Raw genomic sequence first — 26,192 nt, forward strand, 5'->3', positions numbered from 1 at the left:
CCCCGCCCCCTCGGCACCATAAGGATGCGGGCATGAACTTGCAGGGGCTCGACATCGCCGTGCTCGCCGCGGTGGCGCTGACCGCGCTCGGGGGCGTCCGGCGCGGCTTCGTCGGCGAGGTGCTGGCGCTGTTCGCCTGGGTGGCGATGGTGTTCGCGCTCAAGATCTTCCACCTGCCACTCGCGCGTGCGCTGGCCGGCACCCTCGGCAGCGCCTCGGGCGCGGCGGTGCTCGCCTTCGTGATCCTCACCGCAGGCACATATTTTCTCAGCAAGATCGTGGTCAACGCGGTGGCGCGGCGCACCCGCACCTCGGTGCTCGGACCGATTGACCGCGCGCTGGGCTTCGGGTTCGGCGCGCTGAAGGGTTTGATCCTGGCGAGCCTCGCCTATCTTCTGCTGATCCTCGTGCTCGACACGACGGGCGGCGGGCCGTCGCATCGGCCGGCGTGGCTGACGCAGGCGCGGACCTATCCGCTGCTCAGCGCGACGAGTGCGTCGATCGCCGACTTCGTCGACCGCCGGCGTCGCGGCGAGCCCGTCTTCGCGCCGCGCGTCCCCCCGCGGCCGGCCAGAGAGAACAGAGAGTCATGAGCCTCGACCTGTACACCCCCGAGATCAGCGCGCTGGCGATCGGCAACCCCTATGCGGAGCGGCTCGCCAACCCGGCGGGCACGTCCGAGAAGCGATCGCCGATCTGCGGCAGCCGTGTGACCGTCGACGTTGATCTCGACCACGATGGGCGGGTCTCGGCGCTGGGCACGCAGGTGCGCGCCTGCCTGCTCGGCCAGGCATCGTCGACGCTGCTGGCGCGGCACGCCATCGGTCGCACACCCGAGGAGTTGGCGGCGGCGCGCGACTCGCTCACCGCCTGGCTCGCCGGCGCCGGCGACACGCCCGACTGGCCCGGCATCGCGATCTTCGCGCCCGGGCTCAAGCTCACCGCGCGCCATCCCTCGATCCGACTCGCCTTCGAGGCCGCGGCGGAGGCGGCCGAGCAGGCGCGCGCGGCGAACAAGGTCGCGGTCTGATGGAGCACGCCGCCGACGGCTCGCTGGTCCGCGACGGCACCATCCTGCTCGGCGCGGGGCTGGTCTTCGTGCTGCTGTTCCGCCGGCTCGGGCTGGGCGCGACGCTGGGCTTCCTCGTCGCGGGCGCGCTGGTCGGGCCGCAGCTGCTGGGGCTGGTGGGCGACGCCGAGACCAAGCTGGGCTTCGCCGAGCTCGGCATCACCCTGCTGCTCTTCATCGTCGGGCTGGAGCTGAGCCCGACGCGGCTGTGGCGGCTCAAGGAGGATATCCTCGGACTGGGTGCGATCCAAGTGATCGGCTGCGGTATCGCCATCGCCGCGATCCTCGCGCTTGCCGCCAAATTCTCGCTGGCCGCGGCGCTGGCGGTTGGCATGCCGCTGGCGCTGTCGTCGACCGCGCAGGTGCTGCCCATGCTGCAATCGTCCGGGCGGCTGCGCACGCCGTTTGGCGAGCGCGCCTTCTCGATCCTGCTGTTCCAGGACCTGTCCATCATCCCGATGATCACGATCATCGCCGCGATGAGCCGTAACCCCGAGGCCGCGGCGGGGCCGCCGGGCTGGCTGCTGGTGATCTACACCGTGCTCGCGATCGCCGGGCTGGTCGCGGTCGGGCGGTTCGTGCTCCGCCCGCTGTTCCGCGGCATCGGCAATCTCGGCGAGCGCGAGATGTTTGTCTTCGCCGCGCTGTTCACCGTGATCGCCGCGGCGGCGCTGATGGAGTGGCTGGGACTCTCCACCGCGCTCGGCGCGTTCGTGGCGGGCGTGATGCTGGCGGACAGCCCTTATCGCCACGAGCTCGAGACCGACGTCGAGCCGTTCCGCTCGATCCTGCTCGGGCTGTTCTTCCTCGCGGTCGGGATGATGCTCGACCTGCACGCGATCGCCGAGCGCCCCTTGTTCGTGGTGGCGATGGCGGCGGCGCTGATCGCCACCAAGGCGGGGATCATCACGGCCATCGGGCTTGCCTTCCGCATGAAGTGGCGGCAGGCCGTGGCGCTCGGGCTGCTGTTGAGCCAGGGCGGCGAGTTCGGCTTCGTGCTGCTCGCCCAGGCGCAGAACGCCTATCTGATCGCGCCCGAGGCGGCGAGCCTGTTCGGCGCGATCATCACGCTGTCGATGGCGACAACACCCTTCCTGATGATGTTCACGCGCCGCTTCCGCGAGGAGCCGATCGTCAGCGACGGCGCGCGCGACGGCCCCAAGGCGGACGGCGCCAACGCGATCATCGTCGGCTACGGCCGCTTCGGCCAGACGGTCGGGCAGATGCTGATGATGCAGGACATACCGGTCACGCTGATCGACACCGACATCGAGATGATCGACATCGCCGAGGAGTTCGGCTCGAAGGTCTACTACGGTGACGGTACGCGGCTCGACCTGCTGCGCCAGGCCGGTGCGGCCGAGGCCGAGCTCCTCCTGTTCTGCATGGACGGCGACCAGCTCGATCTCGGCCAGCTCGAGGCGGTGCACGAGGCTTTCCCGCGCGCGGCCATTTACGTCCGGGCCTTCGACCGGCGCGCGCTGGTGCGGCTGAAGCCCGGGCCGGCGCGCGCCGTGGTGCGCGAGGTGCTCGAGTCCGCGATCCGCATGGCGCGGCTGGCGATGGAGGGGCTGGGCGTCTCGCCCGCCGAGATCGACCGCGCCGAGCAGATGTACCGTGCGCGCGACCGTGAGCGGCTGCGCATTCAGATCGAGGCGGGCGACATCCGCGCCGCGCGCGCGCTGGTCGCCGAGCAGGCGCCGTGGGGCGGGGGGCAGCGCGAGTGAACTGGCTAGTGATCCTGGGGGCGCTGTCGGGTGCGCTGGCGGTGGGCGCGGGCGCGTTCGGGGCGCATGGCGCCAGTGGCGCGGCGGTGGAATGGCTTAAGACGGGGAGCCACTATCAGTTGGTCCACGCAGTCGCTGCTTTGATGGCGCTGCGGCTGGAGGCGCGTGGGCCGGCGTGGCTGTTCCTCGCCGGCGGCGCGCTGTTCGCGGGAACCCTCTATCTGATGGCGCTCGGCCTGCCACGCTGGCTCGGCGCGGTGACGCCGATCGGCGGGACGCTGCTGATCGCGGGGTGGCTGTGGCTCGCCTGGGCGGGGATGCGAGGGTAGGGTCGGGCAGGTGACTTGAGACTTGGGGCTCTTGCTCCTGCGCCCCGCAGGAGCTCAGAGACCCATGTCACCGTCGTTTGCCGCCACTCAGTTCCCGCGTGCGCGAACACATCTCCGCGCTTACCGCACGGTCGCCGCCGGCACCGCCTCCGCCTCACCGCTACCCGCCTCGCGCACCGAGGGACGCAGTCGCGCGAGGCTGCACGCGCCCGCCACCAGCGCCAAGCCGGCCGACACCAGCGGCGGCACCGCCCCGGCGCCGACGCCGACCGCCAGCAGCGCCGCCACCAGGGTCGCCCCGGTGGTCTGGCCGACCAGCCGCACCGTGCTCACCAGCCCGCCCGCCGCGGCGACGCGCGCGCGCGGTGCCGATCCGATGATCAGCCGCGCGTTCGGTGGCAGGAAGGTGCCGAAGCCGGAGCCGCACAGCGCCATCCGCCACGCCACGTCGAAATAGCTCGGATCAGCCGGCATCAGCGCGATCAGCACCAGCGCGACGATTGAGATCGCCATGCCGATCCCGCCGAGCAGCCCCGCCGGCACGCGGTCGGATAGCCAGCCGGTGAGCGGCGCGACGATCATGTTGGTCAGCGGCCAGGGCGCGATCGCCGCGCCGACCTCGGCCGCGGTGAAGCCATATTCGTGCGTGAGCCGGAACGGCGCCGACAACAGCAGCGTCATTGAGGCGACGAAGGCGGTGAAGCCACCGATCGTCGACAGCGCGATCACCGGCCGCGCGAGCAGGTCGACCGGCAGGATCGGGTCGGCGGTCCCTCGCTCGCGCCGGACATAGATCACGCCGATCGCGACGCCAAGCAGCACGATCGCGGCGGACACCACCGGGCTGTCGCCATGGACCGCGCTCTCGGCGCCCCCGATCACCAGCCCGAACATTGCCGCGCACATCACCGCGCCAAGCACGTCGAAGCGCTGGTCGCGCGGTACGGGGTCGGGCAGGGCGCGGCCGAACAGCAGCGAGGCGAGCGCGAAGGGGATCGCGCTGGCGAACACCCAGGGCCAGGGCGCCACCGCGAGCACCAGTCCGCCGATGGTCGGCGCCGCCGCGGCCGAGCTCGACACCACCACCGAGTTGATGCCGAGGCCGCGCCCGAGCTGGGCGCTCGGATAGGTCTGGCGGATCAGCGCCGAGGCGACCGCCAAGGCACCCGCCGCGCCGATCGCCTGCGCCGCGCGCACCACCAGCAGGAAGGGCAGGCTCTTGGCGAAGAAGCAGAGCAAGGTCGCGACGGTGAAGATCATCTGGCCGAGCTGGTACATCCGCTTCAGCCCGATCCGCTCGCCTAGTCCGGCGAAGGGCAGCAGCAGCATCACCAGCATCAGCTGATAGACGGTCACGATCGCCACTACCGCCGACGACCCCACGCCGAGGTCGCGCGCGATCGTCGGCAGCGCCACATTGGCGACGCCGCCGTCAATGATCACCAGTGCGGTGCCGAAGCAGAGCGCCGCGACCGCGGCGTAGCGGCGCGGTGCGGGCAGGCCATCGGCGGCGGGGGCGCCCGCGGCGGCGCGTCGGATCGGGTCAGCGGGCGGCATCCTTGCCTGCCCGACTCGCCACGTTGCGGCTTGTTCCGCGCCGCCGCCCGCCGCAAGGATAGCGGCAACGAAGGGAATGGTCGCTGCGATGAGAGTTTCGGAACGGGGAAGGCTCGCCATCGGGGTGGCGCTCGCCGCGGCGCTTGCGGCATCGGCGGCGCTCGCCCAGAGCAAGGCGATGACCGACGATCCCTATGTCTGGCTCGAGGACAAGGACGGCGCCAGGGCGCTCGCCTGGGTCGAGGCAGAGAACAAGCGCACGCTGCCGCGGCTGCAGGCCGATCCGCGCTACCAGACCTTCTACCAGCAGGCGCTGGCGATCGCCGCGGCGAAGGATCGCATCCCGATGCCGAGCCAATTGTATGGCCGCATCTACAACTTCTGGCGCGATGCCGATCATCCGCAGGGCATCTGGCGCTGGACCAGCGAGGCCGATTATGCCCGACCGCAGCCGAGATGGACGACCGTCCTCGACCTCGACGCGCTGTCGAAGGCAGAGGGCAAGAAATGGGTGTGGAAGGGCGCGACCTGCCTCCAGCCCGAGGAGCGGCTGTGCCTGGTCGCGCTGTCCGAGGGTGGCGAGGACGCGATCAGCTATCGCGAGTTCGACCTTGCTGCCGGCACGTTCGTCGCCGGCGGCTTCGCTTTGCCCAAGTCGAAACAGGGCGCGAGCTGGCTCGACAAGGATACGCTGCTGGTCAGCCGCGACTGGGGCGCGGGGACCATGACCGCCTCGAGCTATCCTTTCGTGGTCAAGATGGTGAAGCGCGGCCAGCCGCTGGACGCGGCGACCGAGGTCTACCGCGGCCAGCCGGGCGACCAGCTCGGCACCTATGCCGGGGTGATCACCGATGGCCAGGGCCACCGGCTGGTCACGATCACGCGGCAGACGACCTTCTTCGGCGGCGAGACCTATGTCTGGACTCCGGCGGGGACGCGCAAACTCGACGTGCCGGCGCGCACCTTCCCCGAGGCCATGGTCCACGGCCAGGTGCTGTTCCGCACCAGCGACCCGTGGGGCAAGGTGCCGGCGGGCGCGATCGCTTCCGTGCCGCTCGCCGACGTCGAGGGGGGGACGCTGAACCCGACAGTGGTGTTCGCGCCCAACCCGCGCCAGTCGGTCGACGAGTTGGTGACGACGAAGGATCGGCTGGTGCTGATCTACAACGACAATGTCCGCGGGCGGGCGACAGTCTACACGCCGGGGGAGGAGGGCTGGACGGCACGACCCGTCGCGCTCCCCGACAATGCGTCGCTGAGCGTGGCGAGCGCCGACGACAAGAGCGACCATGCCTATGTGACGGTGACCGGCTTCCTGACGCCGACGACGCTGCTGCCGCTCGACGCCGCGACCGCGACGGCGGGAGCGGCGGTGAAGACGCTGCCGGCGAAGTTCGACGCCGCCGGGCTGGTGGTCGAACAGCATGAGGCGACCTCCACCGACGGTACAAAGGTCCCCTATTTCATCGTCCACCGAGACGGCATCCGCCACGACGGCAGCACGCCGACGATCATGACCGCTTATGGTGGGTTCGAGCTGCCGATGCTGCCGGGCTACTCGGCCATCACCGGCAAATTATGGCTCGAGCGCGGCGGCGCTTATGTGCTCGCCAACATCCGCGGCGGGGGCGAGTTCGGTCCGGCGTGGCACGACGCCGGGCGCAAGACCAAGCGACAGGTGATCTACGACGATTTCGCCGCGGTGGCGAAGGACCTTATCGCGCGTCGGATGACCAGCCCGCGGAAGCTGGGCATCTACGGCGGCTCGAACGGCGGGCTGCTGATGGGCGTCGAGTTCAACCAGCACCCCGAATTGTGGCAGGCGGTGACGATCCAGGTGCCGCTGCTCGACATGCTGCGCTATGAACAGATCGCGGCGGGCGCCTCCTGGGTCGACGAATATGGCTCGGTCAGCGTGCCCGAGGAGCGCGCCTTTCTCAGCACGATCTCGCCGTATCAGAACATCCGCAAGGGTGTGCGCTACCCCGAGCCGTACATCTGGACGACCACCAAGGACGACCGGGTCGGCCCGCAGCACGCGCGCAAGTTCGCCGCGCGGCTCAAGGAATATGGGCTGCCCTACCTCTTCTACGAGGACACGGCGGGGGGCCATTCGGGCGATGCGGATATCGAGCAGGGGGCGCGGCTGCAGGCGCTGCAGATGACCTATTTCGCGCAGAAGTTGATGCCGCGTTGAAGGGTTTCTCGTGCTATGATGGGAACGTAGCCGATCTCGCGAGGTTCTTGCTGCGATGCAGCGTGATCGGCTAGGGGCAGCGTGATGAATGCTCAGACGATGAACAAGCCAAGCGCCGTCCCCGACACCGTCCCGATCGTCTTCGAGGCGATCGTCAAGCAGCAGGCGATCGCCGCGACCTACAATCGCGGCGAGGTGACACTGGCGCCCCACATCCTGTATACCAAGCACGGCGAAATCTATCTCGACGCGCTCACGCTGGAGCGCGACGGTCAGCCGCCCAAGGAACCCAAGATCGGCGCGTTCAAGCTCGCCGGGCTGACGGGTCTGCGGATCACGCCCCGACGCTTCAAGCCGAGCGAGTTGTTCGTCCCGGGGGACGACAAGTACGAGGGCGTGACGCTCCTGGCCGTGGAGGTCTGACCGGCTTGCCGGTTGATCGCTACGCTTCCTACGGCTTCAAGCGCCAGCGCGAGAGTGACGCGCGGCGCTGGGGCCGATGGGCGCTCGCGCTGTTCTACGCGCTGGGCGGCATCGCGCATTTCGTCTTCACCGACGCGATGGCGGGGATCGTTCCGCCCGTGATCCCGCTGCCGATCGCGGTGGTGGTGGTGACCGGCGTGATCGAGCTGGCCGGCGCGGCCATGCTGCTGCCGCGCGCGACGCGGCGCTTCGCGGGATGGGGGCTCGCGGCCTATGCGCTGTGCGTGTGGCCGGCCAACATCTACCACGCGATGCTCGACCTCGGCAGCGATACGGGCCTGCCGATCTGGTACCATGCGCCGCGGCTGCTACTTCAGCCCGCGATCATCTGGTGGGCGTTGTGGGGAAGCGGCGCGGTCGAGCTGCGCGAGTAGGAAGGCGCGCCCCCTTGTGCCGTGGCGGAGGCTGCGATCTAGGTGGGGAGGGCGTGGTAAGGGGCACGAGCGCTGCTCAACTTGGCCGAGGCCTTCGCTTGGGCACATTGGTCGGCAATGGCCATCGGGAATCGCCAGCTACCGCGCGAGCGCCTTCGCCAGCTCGTCCTTCCTCATCGTCGAGCGACCCGGAATGTCGCGCTTCTTCGCCTCGGCATAGAGGTCGGCCTTGGAGCGATGGTCGCGGTACGGCCGCGTCTTCGCCGCTACATCGTCGGGCTGGGCGGAGAATTGCTTCCCCTTCTTCGTGTCCGCCCGCTTTTTCGCGCTGGTGCGCGCATATTCCTTGTCGGACAGTGCCTCGCGCGCCTTCTTCGGCAGAAAGCGCTCGCCGCTCTCCTCGCTCTTCGCGCCCGACTTGGTGCCCCAATCCTCCTCGCTCCACTGGTGCAGCGAATTGTCCTCGTCCTTGCCGCCCTCAAAGCCGCCGCCGCGCTTCTTATACTCGGCGACCGCCATCTGCGCCTTGCGAGCGGACCATTGGCCCTTCTTGCCGCCCTTCGCCCCGGCGGTGATCTCGTCCTTCACCTTTTCCCACAAGTCGGGATCGGTCTTCTCGGCGGTCTCGGACATGGCACACCTCCGACGCGGACAACCCGGAGACATCGGGAAAGTCTCAGCTGGCGCTGACGAAACTGTCCATCACGCGCTTGCGCCCCGCTTGCTCGAAGTCGATCTCGAGCTTGTTGCCCTCGATCTCGGCGATCGCGCCATAGCCGAACTTCTGGTGGAACACGCGCTGCCCCACGGCGAGGTCGCCACGGCCCTTGTTGCCGATGCTCACCGCCGAGGCGCGGCTCTCCACCACGCGGACGGGCTCGCGCGAGAAGGTGCGGCTGGTCCACTCGCCGCCGGGCTTGCTCCCGCCCTGCGTGCCGAGCGTCCCTGCCGCGCGCTGCCAGCCCGGGCCGCGGCCGGTGCCGCGCGCTACGTCGGCGAAGGGATCGGCGCGCTCGCTCCAATTGGCGCGCCACAGGCTCTCGCCGCCCGACATGCTCGTCTCACTCTCGACATGCGCGTCGGGCAGCTCGCCGACGAAGCGCGACGGCAGCGAGCTGGTCCATTGCCCGTAGATGCGCCGGTTGGCGGCGTGGAGGATGGTGGCGCGGCGGCGCGCGCGCGTGATCGCGACATAAGCGAGGCGGCGCTCCTCCTCGAGGCTGCGCGTGCCGCCCTCGTCAAGCGCGCGCTGCGACGGGAACAGCCCTTCTTCCCAGCCGGCGAGGAATACGGTGTCGAACTCCAGCCCCTTGGCGGCGTGGATCGTCATGATCGTCACCTTGGGGTCCTCGCGCGTTGCCTCATTGTCCATGACGAGGCTGACATGCTCGAGGAAGGCGGTCAGGCTCTCATATTCCTCCATCGCGCGCACCAGCTCGGTGAGGTTCTCGAGCCGCCCTGCCGCCTCGGCCGACTTCTCCGCCTGCCACATCGCGGTATAGCCGCTCTCGTCGAGGATCTGACGCGCCAGCTCGGCGTGGGGCAGATCGTTGGCCATGTCGCGCCAGCGCGCGACGTCGCCGACGAAGCGGCCGAGCGCCTTGCGCGCCTGTGGGGTGAGTTCGTCGCTGTCGAGGATGCGCGCCGCCGCGAACGACAGCGGCAGCCGCTCGGCGCGGGCGAGCTGGTGGAGCTTGGCGATCGCCTTGTCGCCGAGGCCGCGCTTGGGCGTGTTGACGATCCGCTCGAAGGCGAGGTCGTCGGCGGGCTGGTGGACGACGCGCAGATAGGCGAGCGCGTCGCGGATCTCGGCGCGCTCGTAGAAGCGGAAGCCGCCGACGATGCGATAGGGCAGGCCGATCGCGATGAAGCGGTCCTCGAATTCGCGCGTCTGGTGCTGCGCGCGCACGAGGATGGCGACATGGTCGAGGCTGGTGCCGTCGCGCTGCGCCGCCTCGATCTCCTCGCCGACGCGACGCGCCTCGTCGGGGCCGTCCCACACGCCGAGCACGCGGACCTTCTCGCCCGCGTCAAGCTCGGTCCACAGCTCCTTGCCGAGCCGCCCGCCGTTGTTCGCGATCACTCCCGAGGCGGCGGCGAGGATATGCGGGGTGGAGCGATAGTTCTGCTCCAGCCGGATCACCTTGGCGCCGGGAAAGTCCTTCTCGAATTTGAGGATGTTCTCCACCTGCGCGCCGCGCCAGGAATAGATCGACTGATCGTCGTCGCCGACGCAGCAGATGTTACGGCGCTCCTGCGCGAGCAGCCGCAGCCACAGATACTGGACCGAGTTGGTATCCTGATATTCGTCCACCATGATGTAGCGGAAGCGCTGCTGATACTGCTCCAGCACGGTGCGCTCGCGCTTCAGGATCGTCAGCACGTGGAGCAGCAGGTCGCCGAAGTCGCAGGCGTTCACCGCGCGCAGCCGGTCCTGGTACTGCTGGTACAGCTCGCCGCCGCGACCGTTGCCGTAGCGCTCGCTCTCGCCGGCGTCGATCTCGGACGGGGTGAGGCCCTTGTTCTTCCACTCGTCGATCAGCCCGGCGAGGCTGCGCGCCGGGAAGCGCTTCTCGTCGAGGTCGGCCGCGAGGATCAGCTGCTTGAGCAGGCGAAGCTGGTCGTCGGTGTCGAGGATCGTGAAGTTGCTCTGCAGCCCGACCAGCTCGGCGTGGCGGCGCAGCATCTTCGCGCCGATCGCGTGGAAGGTGCCGAGCCACGGCATGCCCTCCACCGCATCGCCGACGAGGCGGCCGACGCGCTCGCGCATCTCGCGCGCGGCCTTGTTGGTGAAGGTGACGCTCAGGATCTCGGACGGGTACGCCTTGCGCGTCCATAGCAGGTGCGCCAGCCGGGCGGTGAGCGCCGCGGTCTTGCCCGTGCCCGCACCGGCGAGGACGAGTACCGGGCCGTCGGTGGTGAGCACCGCGTCGCGCTGCGGCGGGTTGAGCCCCGCGAGATAGGGCGGGTCCTGGAGGGCGTTGGCTGGCTCGGTCACCCCCGAACAGGTAGGGAACGTCGCGCCGCGGAGCAAGCGCGTGGCTTGCCAGGTTCATGATCTCGTGAGAACATCATGGGAACATCGGCCGAGTCGAGGGAGAGCGAGATGGCGGAACAGGCAGTGATCGCGGGAGGCTGCCACTGCGGCGCGATCCGCTACGAGGCGGAGGGCGCGCCCGAGCATCACGCTCTGTGCCATTGCACCGACTGCCGCGGCTGGTCGGGCGCGCCGGTGATCGGCTGGATCGCCTTTCGCGAGGATCACCTCAGCGTGACGGGCGAGCCGGTGACCTATCACTCGTCGGAGCACGGCGAGCGCCAGTTCTGCGGGTGCTGCGGTACCGGCCTGTTCTATCGCAACGCCAGCGCGCTGCCGGGACTGGTCGACGTTCAGTCGGGGACGCTGGATGATCCGGCGACGTGTCCGCCCGGTGCGCAGATCATGGTCAAGGAGCGGCTGCCGTGGACCAGCGGGATGGCGGACCTGCCCGCGTTCGCGACCTATCCGGGCATGGACTGAGCCGCGCCGATAGCGGGTCCAAGGGCGGATGGTGTGCCGGGCGTGCCCTGGCAATCTAGTCGGAGGCGTCCTCTACCTGGCTCATCCTGGGACATTAATCGTCATTAAAGTGTCACCTTCGGGGAGGATGGCGGAGCCACCATGGCAACCACCGTCCTCGCGGCCAGCGAGTCGCCGCCGTCGCTTGCTGCTGCGCGACGATTTGACGCGCCGGTTCACCCCGGCGCGCGCCTCCTGTTCCTGCTGCTTGCCGCGGCGGGCCTCCTCTATGCCGGGATCAGCATCGTCATCGACACGCAGCAGGTCGGCGAGCAGCTCGCCGTCGGCGTGTTCCTGTTCCTCGGCCTCGCCCTGTTGATCGCGCTGGGGTTCGAGTTCGTCAACGGCTTCCACGACACCGCCAACGCCGTCGCGACGGTGATCTACACCAACTCGCTGCCTGCGAATCTGGCGGTGATGTGGTCGGGCTTCTTCAACTTCCTCGGTGTGCTGTTGTCCTCTGGCGCGGTGGCCTATTCGATCGTCACGCTGCTGCCGGTCGACCTGATCCTCAACGTCGGCTCGGGCGCGGGGTTCGCGATGATCTTCGCGCTGCTGCTCGCCGCGGTGATCTGGAATCTCGCGACCTGGTACGTCGGCCTGCCCAACAGCTCGAGTCACACGCTGATCGGCTCGGTGTTGGGCGTCGGACTCGCCAACCAATTGCTGACCTCGGGGGCGGGCGGCACCGCCGGGGTCGACTGGAGCCAGGCGACCAAGGTGCTGACCGGCCTGTGGATGGCGCCGCTGATCGGCTTCACCGCGGCGGCGCTGCTGCTGCTGGTGCTGCGCCGCGTCGCGCGCTCACCCGAGCTGATGCGGGCGCCCGAGGGCGACTCCCCGCCGCCGCTCGGCATCCGCGCGCTGCTCGTTTTCACCTGCACCGCGGTGTCGTTCAGCCACGGATCGAACGACGGGCAGAAGGGCATGGGGCTGATCATGCTGATCCTGATCGGCTGTGCCCCGACCGCCTACGCGCTCAACCGCACCTTGCCCGCGAGCGAGACGCCCGCTTTCCTCGCCAGCGCCACCGGCGCGGCCGCGACGCTGACCCGGCACGGCGCCGCCGCGGTGCCGCTCGAGCGCGCACGGCCGCTGCTGAAGGATGCGCTGGAGCAGCGCCGCGCGGTGTCGCCGCAGGCCTATGGCGCGGTGGTGGCGGTGTCGCGCGATCTGTCGCAGCGCGTCGCCGGCTATGGCGCGCTCAGCAACGTGCCGGCGCAGGCCGCCCCCAACGTGCGCAACGACATGTACTTGGTGCTCGACGCGACGCGGATGATCGTCGCCGACAAGGCGTCGCGGCTGAGCGAGCCGGAGAAGGGCGCGCTGGCGGATTATCAAAAGCGGCTCGAGCGCGGCACGCGGTTCATCCCCCTGTGGGTCAAGGTGGCGGTGGCGCTGGCACTCGGGCTCGGCACGATGATCGGCTGGAAGCGGATCGTCGTGACCGTCGGCGAGAAGATCGGCAAGCAGCACATGACCTATGGCATGGGCGCATCGGCCGAGCTGGTCGCCGCGGCCACGATCCTGGCGGCCGACCGTTTCGGTTTGCCGGTGTCGACGACGCATATCCTCTCCTCGGGCGTGGCGGGCGCCTCGGTGGCGAGCGGGCAGGGGCTGCAACGCCGCACCTTGCTGCAGCTGGCCGCGGCCTGGCTGCTCACGCTGCCGGTCGCGATGGCGCTGTCGGGCGCGCTGTTCTGGCTGCTGCGCGCGCTGGTGCGGACCGCCGGCTTGTCGTGATGCCGCGGCGAGCGACGTTTAGCCGCCCTGCACGCGCGGCTACGTCGCTGTCGGAAAAGCCGGGGCGACCCTCGCGAGCCGCCCCGTAGTTCAGGGAAGGATCGGACGAGGGGGAGTGTCCGACCATCACGGCGCCACACAGGGGGAGGGACGCCGTCACCCTCTTCATAGCCGCGTAACGTTGCTGCTGTGTGTCGGTCGCAGAGCCTTTCGTGACCGTGCGGCAAACTTTTCCCGTTGACCCGGACCCGACCGCCGCTCGATGACCGCCGCCATGTCAGCGTCCCCGCTCCCGACCACCCCGCGCGCCAGCGCCTCGCATCGCCGCATCCTGCTCGCCAGCCTGGTCGGGACATCGGTCGAATTCTACGACTTCTACATCTACGCCACCGCGGCCTCGCTCGTGTTCGGCCCCCTGTTCTTTCCGACCGGCGATCCCGCGGTCGAGCTGCTCGCCGCTTATGGCAGCCTGGCCGTGGCCTTCTTCGCCCGGCCGATCGGCGCCTGGGCGTTCGGTCATTTCGGCGACCGCGTCGGGCGCAAGTCGACGCTGATCGCCAGCCTGCTGCTGATGGGAGGCTCGACCATGGCGATCGCCTTCCTGCCGACCTTCGCCCAGGCGGGCTATGTCGCGCCGCTGCTGCTATGCCTGCTGCGCTTCGGCCAGGGTTTCGGGCTGGGCGGCGAGTGGGGCGGGGCGGCGCTGCTCGCGGTGGAGAATGCGCCGCCGCACCGTCGCGGCCGCTACGGCATGGTCCCGCAGCTCGGCGCACCGGTGGGCTTCATCGCGGCCAACGGGCTGTTCCTGCTGCTCGGCGCGACCATGGACCGCGACGCCTTCATGGCCTGGGGCTGGCGGCTGCCATTCCTGCTCTCCTCGGTGCTGATCGCGCTGGGCCTCTGGGTGCGGCTGACGATAGCGGAGACACCTGCTTTTTCTGCGATGATCGAGGAAGGTCCGCCGCCCGCGGTGCCGATCGGCGAGCTGCTGCGCCACCATTGGCGCGCCGCGTTGGGGGGGACGCTGGGGGCGGTGGCGTGTTTCGCGGTCTATTACGTCGCGACCGCCTTCGCGCTCGGCTATGCGGTGACGCGCGGGTTCGACCGGCAGCTGTTCCTCGCACTCCAGCTCGGCGCGATCCTTTTCATGGCGCTCGGTATCGCGCTGTCGGGCGAGTGGAGCGATCGGCGCTCGCCGGCGCACGTGCTGCGCTGGGGCTGCGTCGGCGCGGTGATCGCCGGCTTCGCGCTGGTGCCGGGACTCGGCTCGGGCGCGCCGCTCGCGGTCTTCGCGACGCTCGCCTTCGCGCTTTTCGTCATGGGCTTCGTCTACGGCCCGCTGGGCGCCTGGCTGCCCGGCCTGTTCCCCGCGCGGGTGCGCTACACCGGGGTGAGCCTCGCCTTCAACATGGCGGGCATCATCGGCGGCGGGCTCACCCCGATCGCGGCGCAGACGCTGGCGCAGCGCGGCGGGCTCGCCCCGGTCGGAGTCTATCTCGCCGCCATGTCGCTGCTGAGCCTGGTCGCGCTGCTGGTCATGCGCCCGGCGCGCCACGTCGGCCCGGTGCCGGTCGAGGGGCCGTGACGCGCGCTCAGGCGAGCCGCAGCAGCGTGACCTGGGCGCGGCCGTAGACTCGCTCCACCACCGTCTCGAACCCGGTGGCCGTGACCGCCTCGCCGCGCGCGGTCTCGACCGTGACCCAGGTGGCCGAACCGATCCATCCGAGCCGCGCGAGCTTGTCCGCCGCCACCGCGCCCGCGCCGGTGCCATAAGGCGGGTCCATCATCACGAGATCGAGTGGTGCGGCGGCGGGGCCGAGCGCGAGCACCGAGCCCGCGCGCACGTCGGCGCCGGTCGCGCCCAGCTTGGCCACGTTGGCGCGCAGCGAGTCGAGCGCGGCCTTGTCCTGCTCGACGAACAGGCACGATCGCGCGCCGCGCGACAGCGCCTCCAGCCCGAGCGCGCCCGAGCCGGCGAACAGATCCGCCACCGCGAGCCCCTCGAAGCTGCCGACGCGGCTGAGCAGCATCGAGAACAGCGCCTCGCGCGTGCGGTCGGCGGTGGGACGCGTGGTCTCGCCCGCGGGAGCGACGAGCGCGCGCCCCCGCCAGCTGCCGGCGACGATCCTCATCGCCGGCCCTTGCGCGGCGGACCCGAGCGCGGCTTGGGCTTGGCCCAGCCCGGCTGGCGCTTGGGCCGCTCGGGCCGGGTCGGCGGCGTGGGATCGGTGTCGGCCGGCACGCGCGGCGACGACGCGCCCGCGCGGGTCGGGGCGCGACGGGCGCGCTGTTCGGCCTCGTCGCGCGGCCGGGCGCGGCGAGTCTCGTCTCCCGCGCGGCTCGGCCGCTCGGCCGGCGCGGCGGCGCGCGACGAAGCACGGCGGGTGCGCTGGTCCTCGGCGGAGCGGGTCGGTCGCTCGGCCGGCGCGCCCGCACGCGGCGGAGCACGGCGCGTGCGCTGGTCGTCGGCGGTACGGGTTGGGCGCTCGGCCATAACGCCATCACGCGTCCGTGAGCGATGGTTCGCCGCGGCGGGCTGTTGCGCCGCGCGCGCCGCACCTGTGGCCGACGGCCGCGTGCGGCGCGCGGCATCCGCGTGCTCACCCGTACCGGCGGAAGGTCGCGCCGGCCTCGCGGCAGCGAACCGTTCGCTCGCTCCCGCCGTCGGCCGCGCCACCCGCGGCGCCGCGCCGCGCCCCGCGCGCTGGTCCCGCACCGCCACCGGCTCGACCGGCAGCCGCGTCGCCGCGGGCGAGCGCAGCGTCTGGCGGAAGCCGGCGAGATCCGCGGCGCGCACCTCGCCGACGCCGCCCACCGGCAGGTCGCCGAGCACGAACGGGCCGTAGCGCGTCCGGATCAAGCGCCCGACGCGGAGCCCGAGATGCTCGAGCACGCGCCGTACCTCGCGGTTCTTGCCCTCGCGCAGCGTCATCTCGATCCACACGTTGGCGCCGGTGCGGCGCTCGAGATTGGCGTCGATCGCACCGTAGCGTACACCCTCGACCTCGACGCCGTGGATCAGCTCCTCGAGCTGCCCCTGCGTCACCGCGCCATAGGCGCGCGCGCGATAGCTGCGCTCGACGCCGGTGGCGGGCAGCTCGAGCTCGCGCTTGAACTCGCCGTCGGTGGTGAGCAGCAGCAGCCCCTCGGTGTTGAGGTCGAGCCGCCCCACCGGCACCACGCGCGGCAGGTCGTGGGGCAGGCGGTCGTAGATGGTCGGCCGCCCGCTGAAGTCGCGCTCGGTGGTCAGCACGCCCGCGGGCTTGTGGAACAGGAACAGCCGCGCCGGCTCGGGTGCCGCGACCGGCTGGCCGTCGACGGTGACGCCGTCGAGCGAGGCGAGCAGCGTCGCGGGCGTGTCGAGCACGACGCCGTCTCGCGCCACGCGCCCCTCGGCGATCATCCGCTCGATCTCGCGCCGCGAGGCGACGCCGGCGCGCGCGAGCAGCTTGGCGATACGATGCTCGGCGCGTCGCTCCGCGCGCGCTTCGGGATGGGGGTCGACCATCGCGGCCGCTTAGCCGATCGTCGCGCACTTAGCGGCATTTATTTGCACCCGTGCGCCCGCCCGCGCGTTGTGCCGGCGTAACGACGGTGAGGGCACATGGTCTTCGGGCGCAAACAGCGGGTTCTCGAGCGGCTGCTCCTGGTCGAGGACGAGCCGCTGGTGGCGTTCGACGCCGAGCATCTGCTCACCGACCAGGGTTACAGCATCGTCGCCACGGTGGATCGAGTCGCCGACGCGCTGGCGGTGCTCGCCGCCGAGACGCCGGTCGACCTCGTGCTGGTCGACGTCACGCTCGCCGACGGCAGCGGCGTCGAGGTAGCGCGGGTCGCGCGCGCGCGGGGCGTGGCGGTGCTGTTCGTCACCGGCGACTGCCCCGACGAGGCGGCGACGCTGGCGAGCGGCTTCCTCGCCAAACCCTATGCGCAGCGCGACCTGCTCGGCGCGATCGTGGCGATCGAGCAGAGCGTCGCGGGCAAGCCGCCGCGGCGGCTGCCGGGCGGGTTCCAGCTGTTCCACTCCGGCGGCCCGGCGACCACCTGACCGCGCGCGAATGTTGCGAATGTTGAGTCGCTGACGCGGTTCGTGCGTAGCACTCAAGATTGGCGTGAAGCGGGGAGTCTTGGTGAGATACTGCTCGTTAAGGCTTACTTTGACATGATATTCCTGATCTCCCTGGTCCTCAGGAAGGAGTAAGTCGCGACACTCGCGCGAAGCGAATGTTGAGTCATGTTGGAGCGAGGTCGCGCTCGCCCGAGTCGACGCGACCGCACGATCGGTGGTGGAGAACCGCATGCGCTCACTTTGCCACGACGACGCAGGTGTAGGACAGCGCGACCGCTTCTAACCGCCGCCACACGGCGTGCCGGCCCATGGCGGTTCGGACGTGTGGATCGGCGATGCGGCGCCGCGATGACGCGAGGACGCCAAGAAGAAGGATCGTTCGTGCGGAGACGCAGAGGACGCGCGCGTTCGACCCGCGGCGCGCAGTAGCATGCTGCTCGGAGATCAGCGCCGCTGTGCGGCGGCGTCGACATCTCCACTCTTCCGCCCCGTCCACCGCCCGCACCGCTCTGCCGCAAGCCCGCCGCCGCTGCGCCTTCCGCTCGCGCCGGGGATCGTCTAGCGCTCGCTGTCCGGCGCGCGCCGCGGCGGGGCAGAGGACGGAGCGGATCGAGTTGATGGCGACGCGCGCGGACGGCACGACCTGGCGGGACGGGATCAGGCCCTATGTCGAGCGGGGGCCGCTCGCCGCTTTCTCGCTCGGCGTCTCCTCGGGCTTTCCCTACGCGATGATCGCCGCGACGCTGACGACGCGCCTGGCGCAGGCGGGTGTGGACAAGAAGACCGTCACCGCGTTCAGCCTGGCCTTTCTCGCCTACAATCTGAAGTTCCTCTGGGCATGGATCGTCGACGGCGTACGGCTGCCGGTGATCGGCGGGCTCGGGCAGCGCGTGTCATGGCTGCTATTCGCGGGTACGCTGGTGATCGCGGCCGTCGTCCATCTCGCCTTCGCCGATCCGCACGCGAGTATCGCCGCGACGGCGCTGGCAGCGGTGCTCGTCGGTGTGGCGGGTGCGACCTATGACATCGTGATCGACGCCTACCGGGTCGAGATCCTCGAGCCGCGTCAGCTCGGCGTCGGCTCGGGGATGAGCCAATATGGCTGGCGCATCGGATCGTTCGCGGCCGGATCGCTGGCGCTCTACGTCTCCGCTCGGCACGGGTGGACGCTCGCTTATTGCGCCTGTGCGATGCTCGCGCTGCCCGCGATGGTGGCGGGGGTGATCGTCGGCGAGCCGCGGCGGCACCGCGACCCGGTGCGCAGGCGAGGCGTCGGCGAGGCGCTCGCCGCGACATGGCGCCCGTTCACGGAATTCTTCCAGCGGCCGGGCGCCGTGCTGATCCTGCTCTTCATCCTGGTCCACAAGATCGGCGACACCCTCGGCCAGCTCGTCCTGCGTCTGCTGCTTGACTCGCTCGGCTACAGCAACGACGAGATCGCGCTCTACGATCTTGGTATCGGCTTCTGGGCTTTCCTCGTCGGCATCTTCATCGGCGGCTGGCTCTACGCGCGGCTGGGCATGAAGCGTTCGGTGCTGCTCAGTCTCGTGCTGATGGCGGTGTCCAACGTCAGCTTCGCGCTGCTCGCGGCGGCGGGGCACAGCAACCTGGGGCTCGCGGGCGCGATGATCTTCGAGAACGTCGCCTCCGGGATCGGCGGGGTCACCGTGGTCGCCTATTTTTCGGCCTTGTGCGACCTGCGCTTCACCGCCGCACAATATGCGCTGATCTCGGCCGCCTCGAGCGTCGTCGGGCGGATCGTCACCGGCACCACCGCGGGCGCGCTGGTGGAGCGGTTCGGCTATGTCGGTTTCTACTGGCTGACGGTCGCGGCGGCGCTGCCGGGCGTGCTGCTGTTCTTCTGGATGGGGCGCTCCGGGCTGATCGACCGCTCGGTCGGCAGCGCCGGCACCGAGGGACCGGGCGACGCGCGCGACGGGCGGATGGCGTAGGGCCGCGCTGCCCCCCTCCCGGACGGCATCCCCGCGCAGGCGGGGACCCAGATCCGCTGCCGTGGCGGCTCCATCGCTAGCGTCAGCGTGTCTAGATCCCCGCCTGCGCGGGGATGACGATGGGAGGGTGGTGGAGGAGCGGAGACGCACGGGCCGGTAGGGAAGTCCGCATCCTGCCGCCGTCCCCCCGCACTTTCACAGCGACACCGGTCGCCCCTCGTCGGCGAAGGCGGCGGCGACCGCGGCGGCGCTGGCGAGCACGCCGTCGACGTGGCGCTGGCCGAGCAGGTCCTGCATCAGCAGCCGCGCGCTCTCGACCCGCGTCTCGACGCGCGCGAGGATCGACAGCAGCACCTGCTCCGAGGGCGTCATGCGCGCGCAGCAGCACGGCGCGATCGCGATCGGCGCGGCGGCGCTGGCCGCCATGTCCGCCATCAGCGCGCGGATCAGCGTCAGCGGACGGCGGAATGCCTCGCCGAAGGCGGTGAACAGCGCGTGCGCCGCGCGCGCGTCGGCGAGCCCGTGCGCGCCCATCCGCCGCATCGCGAACAGGACGACGCGGGCGTTGCCGCACTCGGGCAAGGCATAGGGCAGGGCCTGGAGGGTGGCGGCGGCGGACAGCTCGGACATACGGGCGACTCCTCGTTCGGCCCGCAAGGTCGTTCACGCGCTATTGATAGTCAATCGCAAAGTTTAGGATCAGTCGGGCAGTTCGTCGTTCGCCTTCAACACCTCACCGGCAAGGTACAACGAGCCGAGCACGAGTACCGCGCCGGGCCGGCTGCGCGCCACCTCCGCGAACGCCGCACCGATCGTCTCCGCGGTCGAAGTTGCGGGCACGCCGAGCTCGCGCGCGAGGGCGGCGAGATCGGCCGGATCGTGGTGCGCGTGGCCGGGCACGGGCAGCGCGACGAGCAGCCCGACGCGGTGCGCGATCGGCGCGAGCAGGCCGCGCGGGTCTTTGTTGGCGAGCATGCCAAGCACCAATGCGAGCGAGCGCCCGTTGTCCTCGCCGGCGACCCGATTGATCGCGGCGCCGAGCGCGCGGCCGGCGGACTCATTGTGACCGCCGTCGAGCCACACCGGAGTGGCGCCGAGCGAGGCGGTGAGCGGTCCGTCGGCGAGGCGCTGGAGACGCGCCGGCCACCGTGCGCCGCGCGCGGCGTCGGCGAGCGCGGCGTCGCCCACCGCCAGCCGATCCTGCGCGCGCAGCATCGCTGCGGCGAGCGCGAGATTGTGCGCCTGGTGTGCGCCGGGCAGCGCGGGCAGGGGGAGGGTGACGATGCCGCGTCGGTCGCTGAGCTCGATGCCGGCCTCGGTCACGCGATGCCGCCACGCCGCACCCTCGACCAGCAGCGCAGCCCCCGCCGTCGCGGCGGCGCGCGCCACCGGCGCGGCCGCCTCGGGCGGGTACAGCATCGTTACGAGCGGCGCGCCGGGCTTGGCGATGCCCGCTTTCTCCGCCGCGATCTGCGCGAGCGTGTCGCCGAGGAAGGCCTGGTGGTCGATCCCTAGCGCGGCGATGCCGCAGACCAGCGGCGCGGGCAGCACGTTGGTCGCGTCGAGCCGGCCGCCGAGCCCGACCTCGATCACGCAGGCGTCCGCTGGCGTGCGCGCGAAGGCGAAGAAGGCGGCGGCGGTGGTCACCTCGAAGAAGCTCGCGCCGAGGTCGCCCGCGACGTCGAGCACCTCCGCCAGCAGCGCGGCGAGCGCGTCGTCCTCGATCAGCCGGCCGGCGAGGCGGATGCGCTCGTTGAAGCGGACGAGGTGCGGGCTGGTGTAGGCGTGGACCTGGTAGCCCGCCGCCTCCAGCGCGGCGCGGAGATAGGCGCAGGTCGAGCCCTTGCCGTTGGTGCCCGCGACGTGGAACACCGGCGGCAGATGGCGCTGCGGGTCGCCCAGCCGCGCGAGCAGCCGCGTGATCCGCTCCAGCCCGAGCACGTCGGCGCCGGGCGAGAGCGCCCACAGCCGGTCGAGCTGCGCCTGGACGCGCGGGTCGGCGGAGACGGCGTGGTCGGCCATCGGGCGGGGGCGCGTCGCCTCAGGCGGCGCGGCGCTCGCCGCAGAGATAGCCGATCACGGTGGCGAGCCGGTCGCGCAGCTCGCGGCGGTGGACCACCATGTCGATCAGCCCGTGCTCGAGATAATATTCGCTGGTCTGGAAGTCCTCGGGCAGCTTCTCGCGGATGGTGTTCTCGATCACGCGGCGCCCGGTGAAGGCGAGCGTCGCCTTCGGCTCGGCGATCTGCACGTCGCCCAGCATCGCGTAGGCCGCCATGACGCCGCCCGAGGTCGGGTCGGTCAGCACGACGATATAGGGCAGGCCGGCGTCGTGGAGCAGCTGGATCGCGACCGTGCTGCGCGGCATCTGCATCAGGCTGAGGATGCCCTCCTGCATGCGCGCACCGCCGCTCGCGGTGAAGACGATGAAGGGCGCGCGGTCCTTGATCGCGGCCTCGACGCCCTGGACGAACGCCTCGCCGACCGCCTGGCCCATCGAGCCGCCCATGAAGGCGAAGTCCTGCACGCCGATCACGACGCGCTGGCCGTGGATCGTGCCGCGCGCGTTGACGAAGGCGTCCTGCTCGCCGGTGCTGGCGCGCGCCGCCTTGAGCCGGTCGGCATAACGCTTCGAGTCGCGGAACTTGAGCGGGTCCTCGGCGGCGCGCGGCGGCGCCAGCACCTCGGCGCTGCCCTCGTCGAGCAGATAGGCGAAGCGCTGCTTCGGCCCGATGCGCTCGTGGTGGTCGCAGTTCGGGCAGACGAACTGGTTGTCCTCCAGCTCCTTGTTGAACACCATCGTGCCGCAGCCCTTGCACTTGTGCCAGAGCGTGTCGGCGCCCTGCGTCTTGGCGCCGGGCACGAAGCCGCCGATCGCGTTGCGGACGTTGCTGAGCCAGCTCATGCGGTCATCTCTCTTGCCTCGGCGGTGGCCGCGAGGGCCGCCGCGAGCGATTGGACATAGGCGGTGACGGGCGCCGCCGCGGCCGCGCCGTGCTGCGCGACCAGCTCGACGATCGCCGAGCCGACCACCACGCCGTCGGCGACGCGCGCGATCGCGCCCGCCTGCTCGGGGGTGCGCACGCCGAAGCCGACCGCGACCGGCAGGTCGGTCGCGGCCTTGAGCCGCGCCACCGCTTCCTCGATCGACGCCTGCACCGCCTGCTGCTTGCCGGTGATGCCCGCCACCGAGACGTAGTAGAGGAAGCCGTCCGCGCCCGCGAGCACCTCGCCGATCCGCTCGCCGACCGTGGTCGGCGTGGCGAGGCGGATCATCGCCACGCCGGCGCCGCGCAGCGCCGGGCCGAGCGCCTCGTCCTCCTCGGCGGGGATGTCGACGCAGATCACGCCGTCGACGCCCGCGGCGCGCGCCGCGGCGGCGAACCATTCCGGGCCACGCCGCAGCATCGGGTTGGCATACCCCATCAGCACCAGCGGCACCTGCGGGTGGCGCCTGCGGAAGTCGGTCGCGATCCGCAGGATGTCGGCGGTGCGGGTGCCCGCCGCGAGCGAGCGGATGTTGGCTGCCTGGATCGCGGGGCCGTCCGCCATCGGGTCGGTGAAGGGCATGCCGAGCTCGATCACGTCGGCGCCGCCCGCGACCAACGCGTCGAGGATCGCCGGCGTCGCGGCGGCGTCGGGGTCGCCCGCGGTGACGAAGCACACGAGCGCGGCCCTGCCCTTGGCGAAGGCGTCGGACAGCCGCGTCACATGCTCACTCCCAGCGCCGCGGCGACGGTGAAGATGTCCTTGTCGCCGCGCCCGCACAGGTTGGCGAGGATGATGCGGTCCGCCGGCATGTGCTTGGCGCGCTGCGCCACCGCGGCGATCGCGTGCGACGGCTCGAGCGCGGGGATGATCCCCTCGGTGCGGCACAGCAGCTGGAAGGCGTCGAGCGCCTCGGTGTCGGTCACCGCGGTATACTCGACGCGGCCGATGTCCTTGAGCCAGGCGTGCTCGGGGCCGATGCCGGGGTAGTCCAGACCCGCCGAGATCGAGTGCGCCTCGGCGATCTGCCCGTCCTCGTCTTGGAGCAGGTAGGTCTTGTTGCCGTGGAGCACGCCGGGGAAGCCGCCCGCGAGGCTGGCGGCATGCTTGGCGTCGAGTCCCTCGCCCGCGGCCTCGACGCCGAGCATCGCGACGTCATCGTCGAGAAAAGGGTGGAACAGCCCGATCGCGTTCGACCCGCCGCCGATCGCGGCGACGAGCAGGTCGGGCAGGCGGCCGGTGCGGTCGAGCAGCTGCGCGCGCGCCTCGCGCCCGATCACGCTCTGGAAGTCGCGCACCAGCTCGGGGTAGGGGTGCGGGCCCGCGGCGGTGCCGATGATGTAGAAGGTGTCGTGGACGTTGGCGACCCAGTCGCGCAGCGCCTCGTTCATCGCGTCCTTGAGCGTGCGCGCGCCGCTCTCCACCGCGCGCACCTCGGCGCCGAGCAGCTTCATGCGGAACACGTTGGGCTGCTGCCGCTCGACGTCCTTGGCGCCCATGTAGATCACGCAGGGCAGGCCGAAGCGCGCGCACACCGTGGCGGTGGCGACGCCGTGCTGGCCCGCGCCGGTCTCGGCGATGATCCGCGTCTTGCCCATGCGGATCGCGAGCAGGATCTGGCCGATGCAATTGTTGATCTTGTGCGCGCCGGTGTGGTTGAGCTCGTCGCGCTTGAACCAGACCTGCGCGCCCATGCCCTCGTCGGCGCTCTGGCGCAGCGTCTCGGTCAGCCGCTCGGCGTAATAGAGCGGCGACGGGCGGCCGACATAATGTTCAAGCAGGTCGTCGAACTGCGCCTTGAACGCCGGGTCCTGCCGCGCCGAGCGATAGGCGCGGTCGAGCTCGAGGATCAGCGGCATCAGCGTCTCGGCGACGTAGCGGCCGCCGTAGTCGCCGAAATGGCCGCGCGTGTCGGGCTGCTGGCGCAGGCTGTTGGCGCGCGCCGCGGGATCGAGGGCGGGGGTGAGCGTGTCGGTCATAGCTGGGCGACCCGTTGCAGGAAGGCGGTGATCTTGTCCACGTCCTTGACGCCCGGCGCGCGCTCCACGCCGGAGGAGACGTCGACCAGCCGCGCGCCGGTGCGCACCGCCGCCTCGGCGACGTTCCCGGCATCCAGCCCGCCCGACAGCGCCCAGGGAAGCGGGTGGCGCGCGCCGTCGAGCAGTCGCCAATCGAAGCGCACGCCCATGCCGCCGGGCAGCGCGGCGTCGTCGGGCGTCTTGGCGTCGTAGAGCAGCCGGTCGGCGGCGCCGGCGTAGCCGGGGGCGGCGGCGAGGTCGGTGACGGTCTTCACCGCGAGCGCGACCCAGGTCTCGACGCCGGCGGTCTGGCGCAGCGCGGCGGCGCGCGCGGGCGTCACCTTGTGGAGCTGGATCGCGTCGAGCCGCGCCGCGGCGACCGCCTCGACGACGAGCGAGTCGGCAGGATCGACGAAGACGCCGACGCGGCGCGCGCGGTCACCCGTACGGGCGGCGAGCGCGGCGGCCTGGTCGAACGCGAGGTGGCGCGGCGAGGGCGGGAAGAAGACGAAGCCGACATGGCTCGCGCCGCCCGCGAGCGCGGCGTCGAGCGTGTCGGGCGTGGAGAGGCCGCAGATCTTGACGGTGACGGGCATGACGAACTCGAGCGGTGGAGGCGGCGACATAGGCGTGGCGGCGAGCGATTGCCACGTGGCAGCGGGCGACAAGACAAGCGGGTCACCGTCGGCGAGCCTTTCGCGGCGTCGACGCCCATCTATGCCGTCGGCGCGGACGTCCCCGCCCGCTATCCCGAAGTTCCTCACCCGTCATCCCCGACTTGATCCGGGATCCACTCTTCCGCGAGAGCAACGCCGTATGACGTGCGGCACGGTGGATCCCGGACCAAGGCCGGGATGACGGCGGCAGTGGGCGAAAACGGCTTCTTCGCCAACCTAGGTGCGGGTCGTGACCGCGCGGTCGCAGTCCTACAGCGTCGCGGCGATCGCGCGCGCGGCGGCGTCGGGATCTTCGGCCTGGGTGATCGGGCGGCCGATCACCAGGATCGAGGCGCCGTCGTCGGCGGCCTGGCGCGGCGTCACCACCCGCTTCTGGTCGCCGACGACGCCGTCCGCGGGCCGCACGCCCGGCACCACGAAGAAGCCGTCCGACCACGCCGCCCTGGCCGCGCGCACCTCGGCGCCCGAGCAGACGATGCCGTCGAGCCCGGCGGCGCGCGCCAGCTCGGCGAGCCGCAGCACGTGGTCGTGCGCGCTGCCCGCCACGCCGGTGTCGGCGAGGTCGCGCTCGTCGAGGCTGGTCAGCATCGTCACCGCGACCACCTTGGTCTCGGGGTGCGCCGCCGCCTTGGCGTCCTCCAGCATCGCGCGGCCGCCGGCGGCGTGGACCGTCAGCACCGCGGGGGCGAGCGGCGCCAGCGACTGCACCGCCTTGGCGACGGTATTGGGGATGTCGTGGAGCTTGAGATCGAGGAAAACGGGTAGGCCGACCTCCTCGAGCGCGCGCACCCCGGCGGGGCCGTTGGCGCAGAAGAACTCGAGCCCGAGCTTGATCCCGCCGACATGGTGGCGGACCCTGGCGGCGAGCGCCTGCGCGCGGGCGAGATCGGGCGTGTCGAGCGCGACATAGACGCGGCTGCTCATCACGCGACCCCCGGCGGCACGGCGGTGGGGATCGCGGCGGGCGGCGGCGGCGTGACCGGGACAACAGCGCCTGGCGCGACCGGCTCGCCCGCGCGCGCGGCGGCCAGCGCGCGCTCGGTCTCGAGCGACCGTTCCGCGGCGGTGAGCCGCTGGCGCAGGCGGAAGCGCAGCCATTGCTGGTAGACGAGCGTCGGCACGAAGCCGAGCAGGAAGGTGGTGAGCAGCAGCAGCGGCAGGTTCACCTCCGCCACCAGGCCGCCGAACAGCTGGATCGAGACGTTGGTCCAGTTGCCGAAGGTGAACACCGCGGCGAGGAACGCCATCAGGCACCAGAACAGGAGCTTCAGGAACTGCATCGCGCCACGCTAGGCGGCGCGTCCCGAATTTACCAGTGCGCGGTGGCGCACCGCGGCGGCGCGGAATGGGACTGGCGTGGCTCGAAAGGAGGAGGGGGCACGACGTGATTACGCTCACAACGCCGCCGACGTTTCGGTGAAGCGCGCTTCCGTGAACGTTCGTCGATCCC

Annotated in this window: 25 protein-coding genes; 12 read left to right on the plus strand and 13 right to left on the minus strand. The window is 71.1% G+C overall.

The window, feature by feature from the left end; all coding sequences use genetic code 11:
* Positions 1 to 32 precede the first annotated feature (32 nt).
* From FHY02_RS01780 to FHY02_RS01795, 4 genes are read left to right on the plus strand one after another with little or no spacing between them, the layout of a single operon-like run.
* Positions 33 to 593: a CvpA family protein gene (locus FHY02_RS01780; protein ID WP_183919913.1), complete on the plus strand. Its 561-nt coding sequence runs from the start codon at positions 33 to 35 to the stop codon at positions 591 to 593.
* The gene (locus tag FHY02_RS01785) at positions 590 to 1,030 is read left to right on the plus strand and encodes an iron-sulfur cluster assembly scaffold protein (protein ID WP_183919915.1); all 441 of its coding nucleotides are present in this window, start codon (positions 590 to 592) and stop codon (positions 1,028 to 1,030) included. The genes FHY02_RS01780 and FHY02_RS01785 overlap by 4 nt, the downstream gene beginning before the upstream one ends.
* Positions 1,030 to 2,796, plus strand: a complete 1,767-nt coding sequence (locus FHY02_RS01790; RefSeq protein WP_183919917.1) for a cation:proton antiporter — start codon at positions 1,030 to 1,032, stop codon at positions 2,794 to 2,796. Before FHY02_RS01785 ends, FHY02_RS01790 begins: the two co-directional genes overlap by 1 nt.
* Positions 2,793 to 3,125: a DUF423 domain-containing protein gene (locus tag FHY02_RS01795; protein WP_183919919.1), complete on the plus strand. Its 333-nt coding sequence runs from the start codon at positions 2,793 to 2,795 to the stop codon at positions 3,123 to 3,125. Before FHY02_RS01790 ends, FHY02_RS01795 begins: the two co-directional genes overlap by 4 nt.
* A gap of 120 nt (positions 3,126 to 3,245) precedes the next feature.
* Here FHY02_RS01795 and FHY02_RS01800 read toward each other — a convergent pair whose 3' ends face one another.
* Positions 3,246 to 4,682 (minus strand): MFS transporter, encoded by a 1,437-nt coding sequence (locus tag FHY02_RS01800; protein ID WP_183919921.1) that lies wholly within the window; start codon positions 4,680 to 4,682, stop codon positions 3,246 to 3,248.
* 88 nt (positions 4,683 to 4,770) lie between these two features.
* Between FHY02_RS01800 and FHY02_RS01805 the strand changes: the two genes are divergently transcribed.
* From FHY02_RS01805 to FHY02_RS01815, 3 genes are all read left to right on the plus strand, one after another.
* Positions 4,771 to 6,879: a prolyl oligopeptidase family protein gene (locus tag FHY02_RS01805; protein ID WP_183919923.1), complete on the plus strand. Its 2,109-nt coding sequence runs from the start codon at positions 4,771 to 4,773 to the stop codon at positions 6,877 to 6,879.
* 99 nt (positions 6,880 to 6,978) lie between these two features.
* Positions 6,979 to 7,302: a hypothetical protein gene (locus FHY02_RS01810; RefSeq protein WP_183919925.1), complete on the plus strand. Its 324-nt coding sequence runs from the start codon at positions 6,979 to 6,981 to the stop codon at positions 7,300 to 7,302.
* Positions 7,303 to 7,307: 5 nt separating this feature from the next.
* Positions 7,308 to 7,736 (plus strand): hypothetical protein, encoded by a 429-nt coding sequence (locus tag FHY02_RS01815; protein ID WP_260158995.1) that lies wholly within the window; start codon positions 7,308 to 7,310, stop codon positions 7,734 to 7,736.
* Between the two features lie 138 nt (positions 7,737 to 7,874).
* On the opposite strand, the gene FHY02_RS01820 is transcribed toward FHY02_RS01815, so the two are convergent.
* Positions 7,875 to 8,369: a hypothetical protein gene (locus tag FHY02_RS01820; protein ID WP_183919927.1), complete on the minus strand. Its 495-nt coding sequence runs from the start codon at positions 8,367 to 8,369 to the stop codon at positions 7,875 to 7,877.
* A 43-nt stretch (positions 8,370 to 8,412) separates the two neighbouring features.
* Positions 8,413 to 10,734, minus strand: a complete 2,322-nt coding sequence (locus FHY02_RS01825) for a UvrD-helicase domain-containing protein (RefSeq protein ID WP_183919929.1) — start codon at positions 10,732 to 10,734, stop codon at positions 8,413 to 8,415.
* Between the two features lie 108 nt (positions 10,735 to 10,842).
* On the opposite strand from FHY02_RS01825, the gene FHY02_RS01830 reads away from it, so the two are divergent.
* The 3 genes from FHY02_RS01830 to FHY02_RS01840 all read left to right on the plus strand — a co-directional run bounded on the left by FHY02_RS01830 (position 10,843) and on the right by FHY02_RS01840 (position 14,623).
* The gene (locus FHY02_RS01830; protein ID WP_183919931.1) at positions 10,843 to 11,256 is read left to right on the plus strand and encodes a GFA family protein; all 414 of its coding nucleotides are present in this window, start codon (positions 10,843 to 10,845) and stop codon (positions 11,254 to 11,256) included.
* A 141-nt stretch (positions 11,257 to 11,397) separates the two neighbouring features.
* A complete protein-coding gene (locus FHY02_RS01835) occupies positions 11,398 to 13,038 on the plus strand; it encodes an inorganic phosphate transporter (protein WP_183919933.1) in 1,641 nt (546 codons plus the stop codon).
* Positions 13,039 to 13,312: 274 nt separating this feature from the next.
* Entirely contained in the window at positions 13,313 to 14,623 is a 1,311-nt protein-coding gene (locus FHY02_RS01840; RefSeq protein ID WP_183919935.1) for an MFS transporter, read from the plus strand.
* A 7-nt stretch (positions 14,624 to 14,630) separates the two neighbouring features.
* Here the strand turns inward: FHY02_RS01840 and rsmD are convergent, their stop codons facing one another.
* Entirely contained in the window at positions 14,631 to 15,170 is a 540-nt protein-coding gene (gene rsmD / locus FHY02_RS01845) for a 16S rRNA (guanine(966)-N(2))-methyltransferase RsmD (RefSeq protein ID WP_183919937.1), read from the minus strand.
* A complete protein-coding gene (locus FHY02_RS01850; protein WP_183919939.1) occupies positions 15,167 to 16,546 on the minus strand; it encodes a pseudouridine synthase in 1,380 nt (459 codons plus the stop codon). The genes rsmD and FHY02_RS01850 overlap by 4 nt, the downstream gene beginning before the upstream one ends.
* Positions 16,547 to 16,642: 96 nt before the next feature.
* On the opposite strand from FHY02_RS01850, the gene FHY02_RS01855 reads away from it, so the two are divergent.
* Together FHY02_RS01855 and FHY02_RS01860 are read left to right on the plus strand one after the other, a co-directional pair.
* The gene (locus FHY02_RS01855; protein WP_183919941.1) at positions 16,643 to 17,086 is read left to right on the plus strand and encodes a response regulator; all 444 of its coding nucleotides are present in this window, start codon (positions 16,643 to 16,645) and stop codon (positions 17,084 to 17,086) included.
* 638 nt (positions 17,087 to 17,724) lie between these two features.
* Entirely contained in the window at positions 17,725 to 19,059 is a 1,335-nt protein-coding gene (locus FHY02_RS01860) for an AmpG family muropeptide MFS transporter (RefSeq protein ID WP_183919943.1), read from the plus strand.
* A 195-nt stretch (positions 19,060 to 19,254) separates the two neighbouring features.
* Here the strand turns inward: FHY02_RS01860 and FHY02_RS01865 are convergent, their stop codons facing one another.
* The 8 genes from FHY02_RS01865 to FHY02_RS01900 all read right to left on the minus strand — a co-directional run bounded on the left by FHY02_RS01865 (position 19,255) and on the right by FHY02_RS01900 (position 26,022).
* Positions 19,255 to 19,689, minus strand: a complete 435-nt coding sequence (locus FHY02_RS01865) for a DUF6628 family protein (protein WP_183919945.1) — start codon at positions 19,687 to 19,689, stop codon at positions 19,255 to 19,257.
* 69 nt (positions 19,690 to 19,758) lie between these two features.
* Positions 19,759 to 21,081 (minus strand): folylpolyglutamate synthase/dihydrofolate synthase family protein, encoded by a 1,323-nt coding sequence (locus FHY02_RS01870; RefSeq protein WP_183919947.1) that lies wholly within the window; start codon positions 21,079 to 21,081, stop codon positions 19,759 to 19,761.
* Positions 21,082 to 21,100: 19 nt separating this feature from the next.
* Positions 21,101 to 21,964, minus strand: a complete 864-nt coding sequence (gene accD, locus FHY02_RS01875; protein ID WP_183919949.1) for an acetyl-CoA carboxylase, carboxyltransferase subunit beta — start codon at positions 21,962 to 21,964, stop codon at positions 21,101 to 21,103.
* Complete coding sequence (gene trpA, locus FHY02_RS01880; protein WP_183919951.1) at positions 21,961 to 22,770, minus strand: tryptophan synthase subunit alpha; 810 nt, start codon at positions 22,768 to 22,770, stop codon at positions 21,961 to 21,963. Before trpA ends, accD begins: the two co-directional genes overlap by 4 nt.
* Complete coding sequence (trpB, locus tag FHY02_RS01885) at positions 22,767 to 24,026, minus strand: tryptophan synthase subunit beta (protein ID WP_183919953.1); 1,260 nt, start codon at positions 24,024 to 24,026, stop codon at positions 22,767 to 22,769. Before trpB ends, trpA begins: the two co-directional genes overlap by 4 nt.
* Positions 24,023 to 24,661 carry a phosphoribosylanthranilate isomerase gene (locus FHY02_RS01890; RefSeq protein WP_183919955.1) on the minus strand — a complete coding sequence of 213 codons (639 nt, stop codon included), beginning with the start codon at positions 24,659 to 24,661 and terminating at the stop codon, positions 24,023 to 24,025. The genes trpB and FHY02_RS01890 overlap by 4 nt, the downstream gene beginning before the upstream one ends.
* Positions 24,662 to 24,991: 330 nt before the next feature.
* Positions 24,992 to 25,666 (minus strand): orotidine-5'-phosphate decarboxylase, encoded by a 675-nt coding sequence (gene pyrF, locus FHY02_RS01895; RefSeq protein WP_183919957.1) that lies wholly within the window; start codon positions 25,664 to 25,666, stop codon positions 24,992 to 24,994.
* Positions 25,666 to 26,022 (minus strand): lipopolysaccharide assembly protein LapA domain-containing protein, encoded by a 357-nt coding sequence (locus FHY02_RS01900; protein WP_183919958.1) that lies wholly within the window; start codon positions 26,020 to 26,022, stop codon positions 25,666 to 25,668. The genes pyrF and FHY02_RS01900 overlap by 1 nt, the downstream gene beginning before the upstream one ends.
* Between the last annotated feature and the right edge of the window lie 170 nt (positions 26,023 to 26,192).

Source organism: Sphingomonas sp. BK069 (genome assembly GCF_014193405.1).
In the GTDB taxonomy this organism is placed as follows: domain Bacteria; phylum Pseudomonadota; class Alphaproteobacteria; order Sphingomonadales; family Sphingomonadaceae; genus Sphingomonas.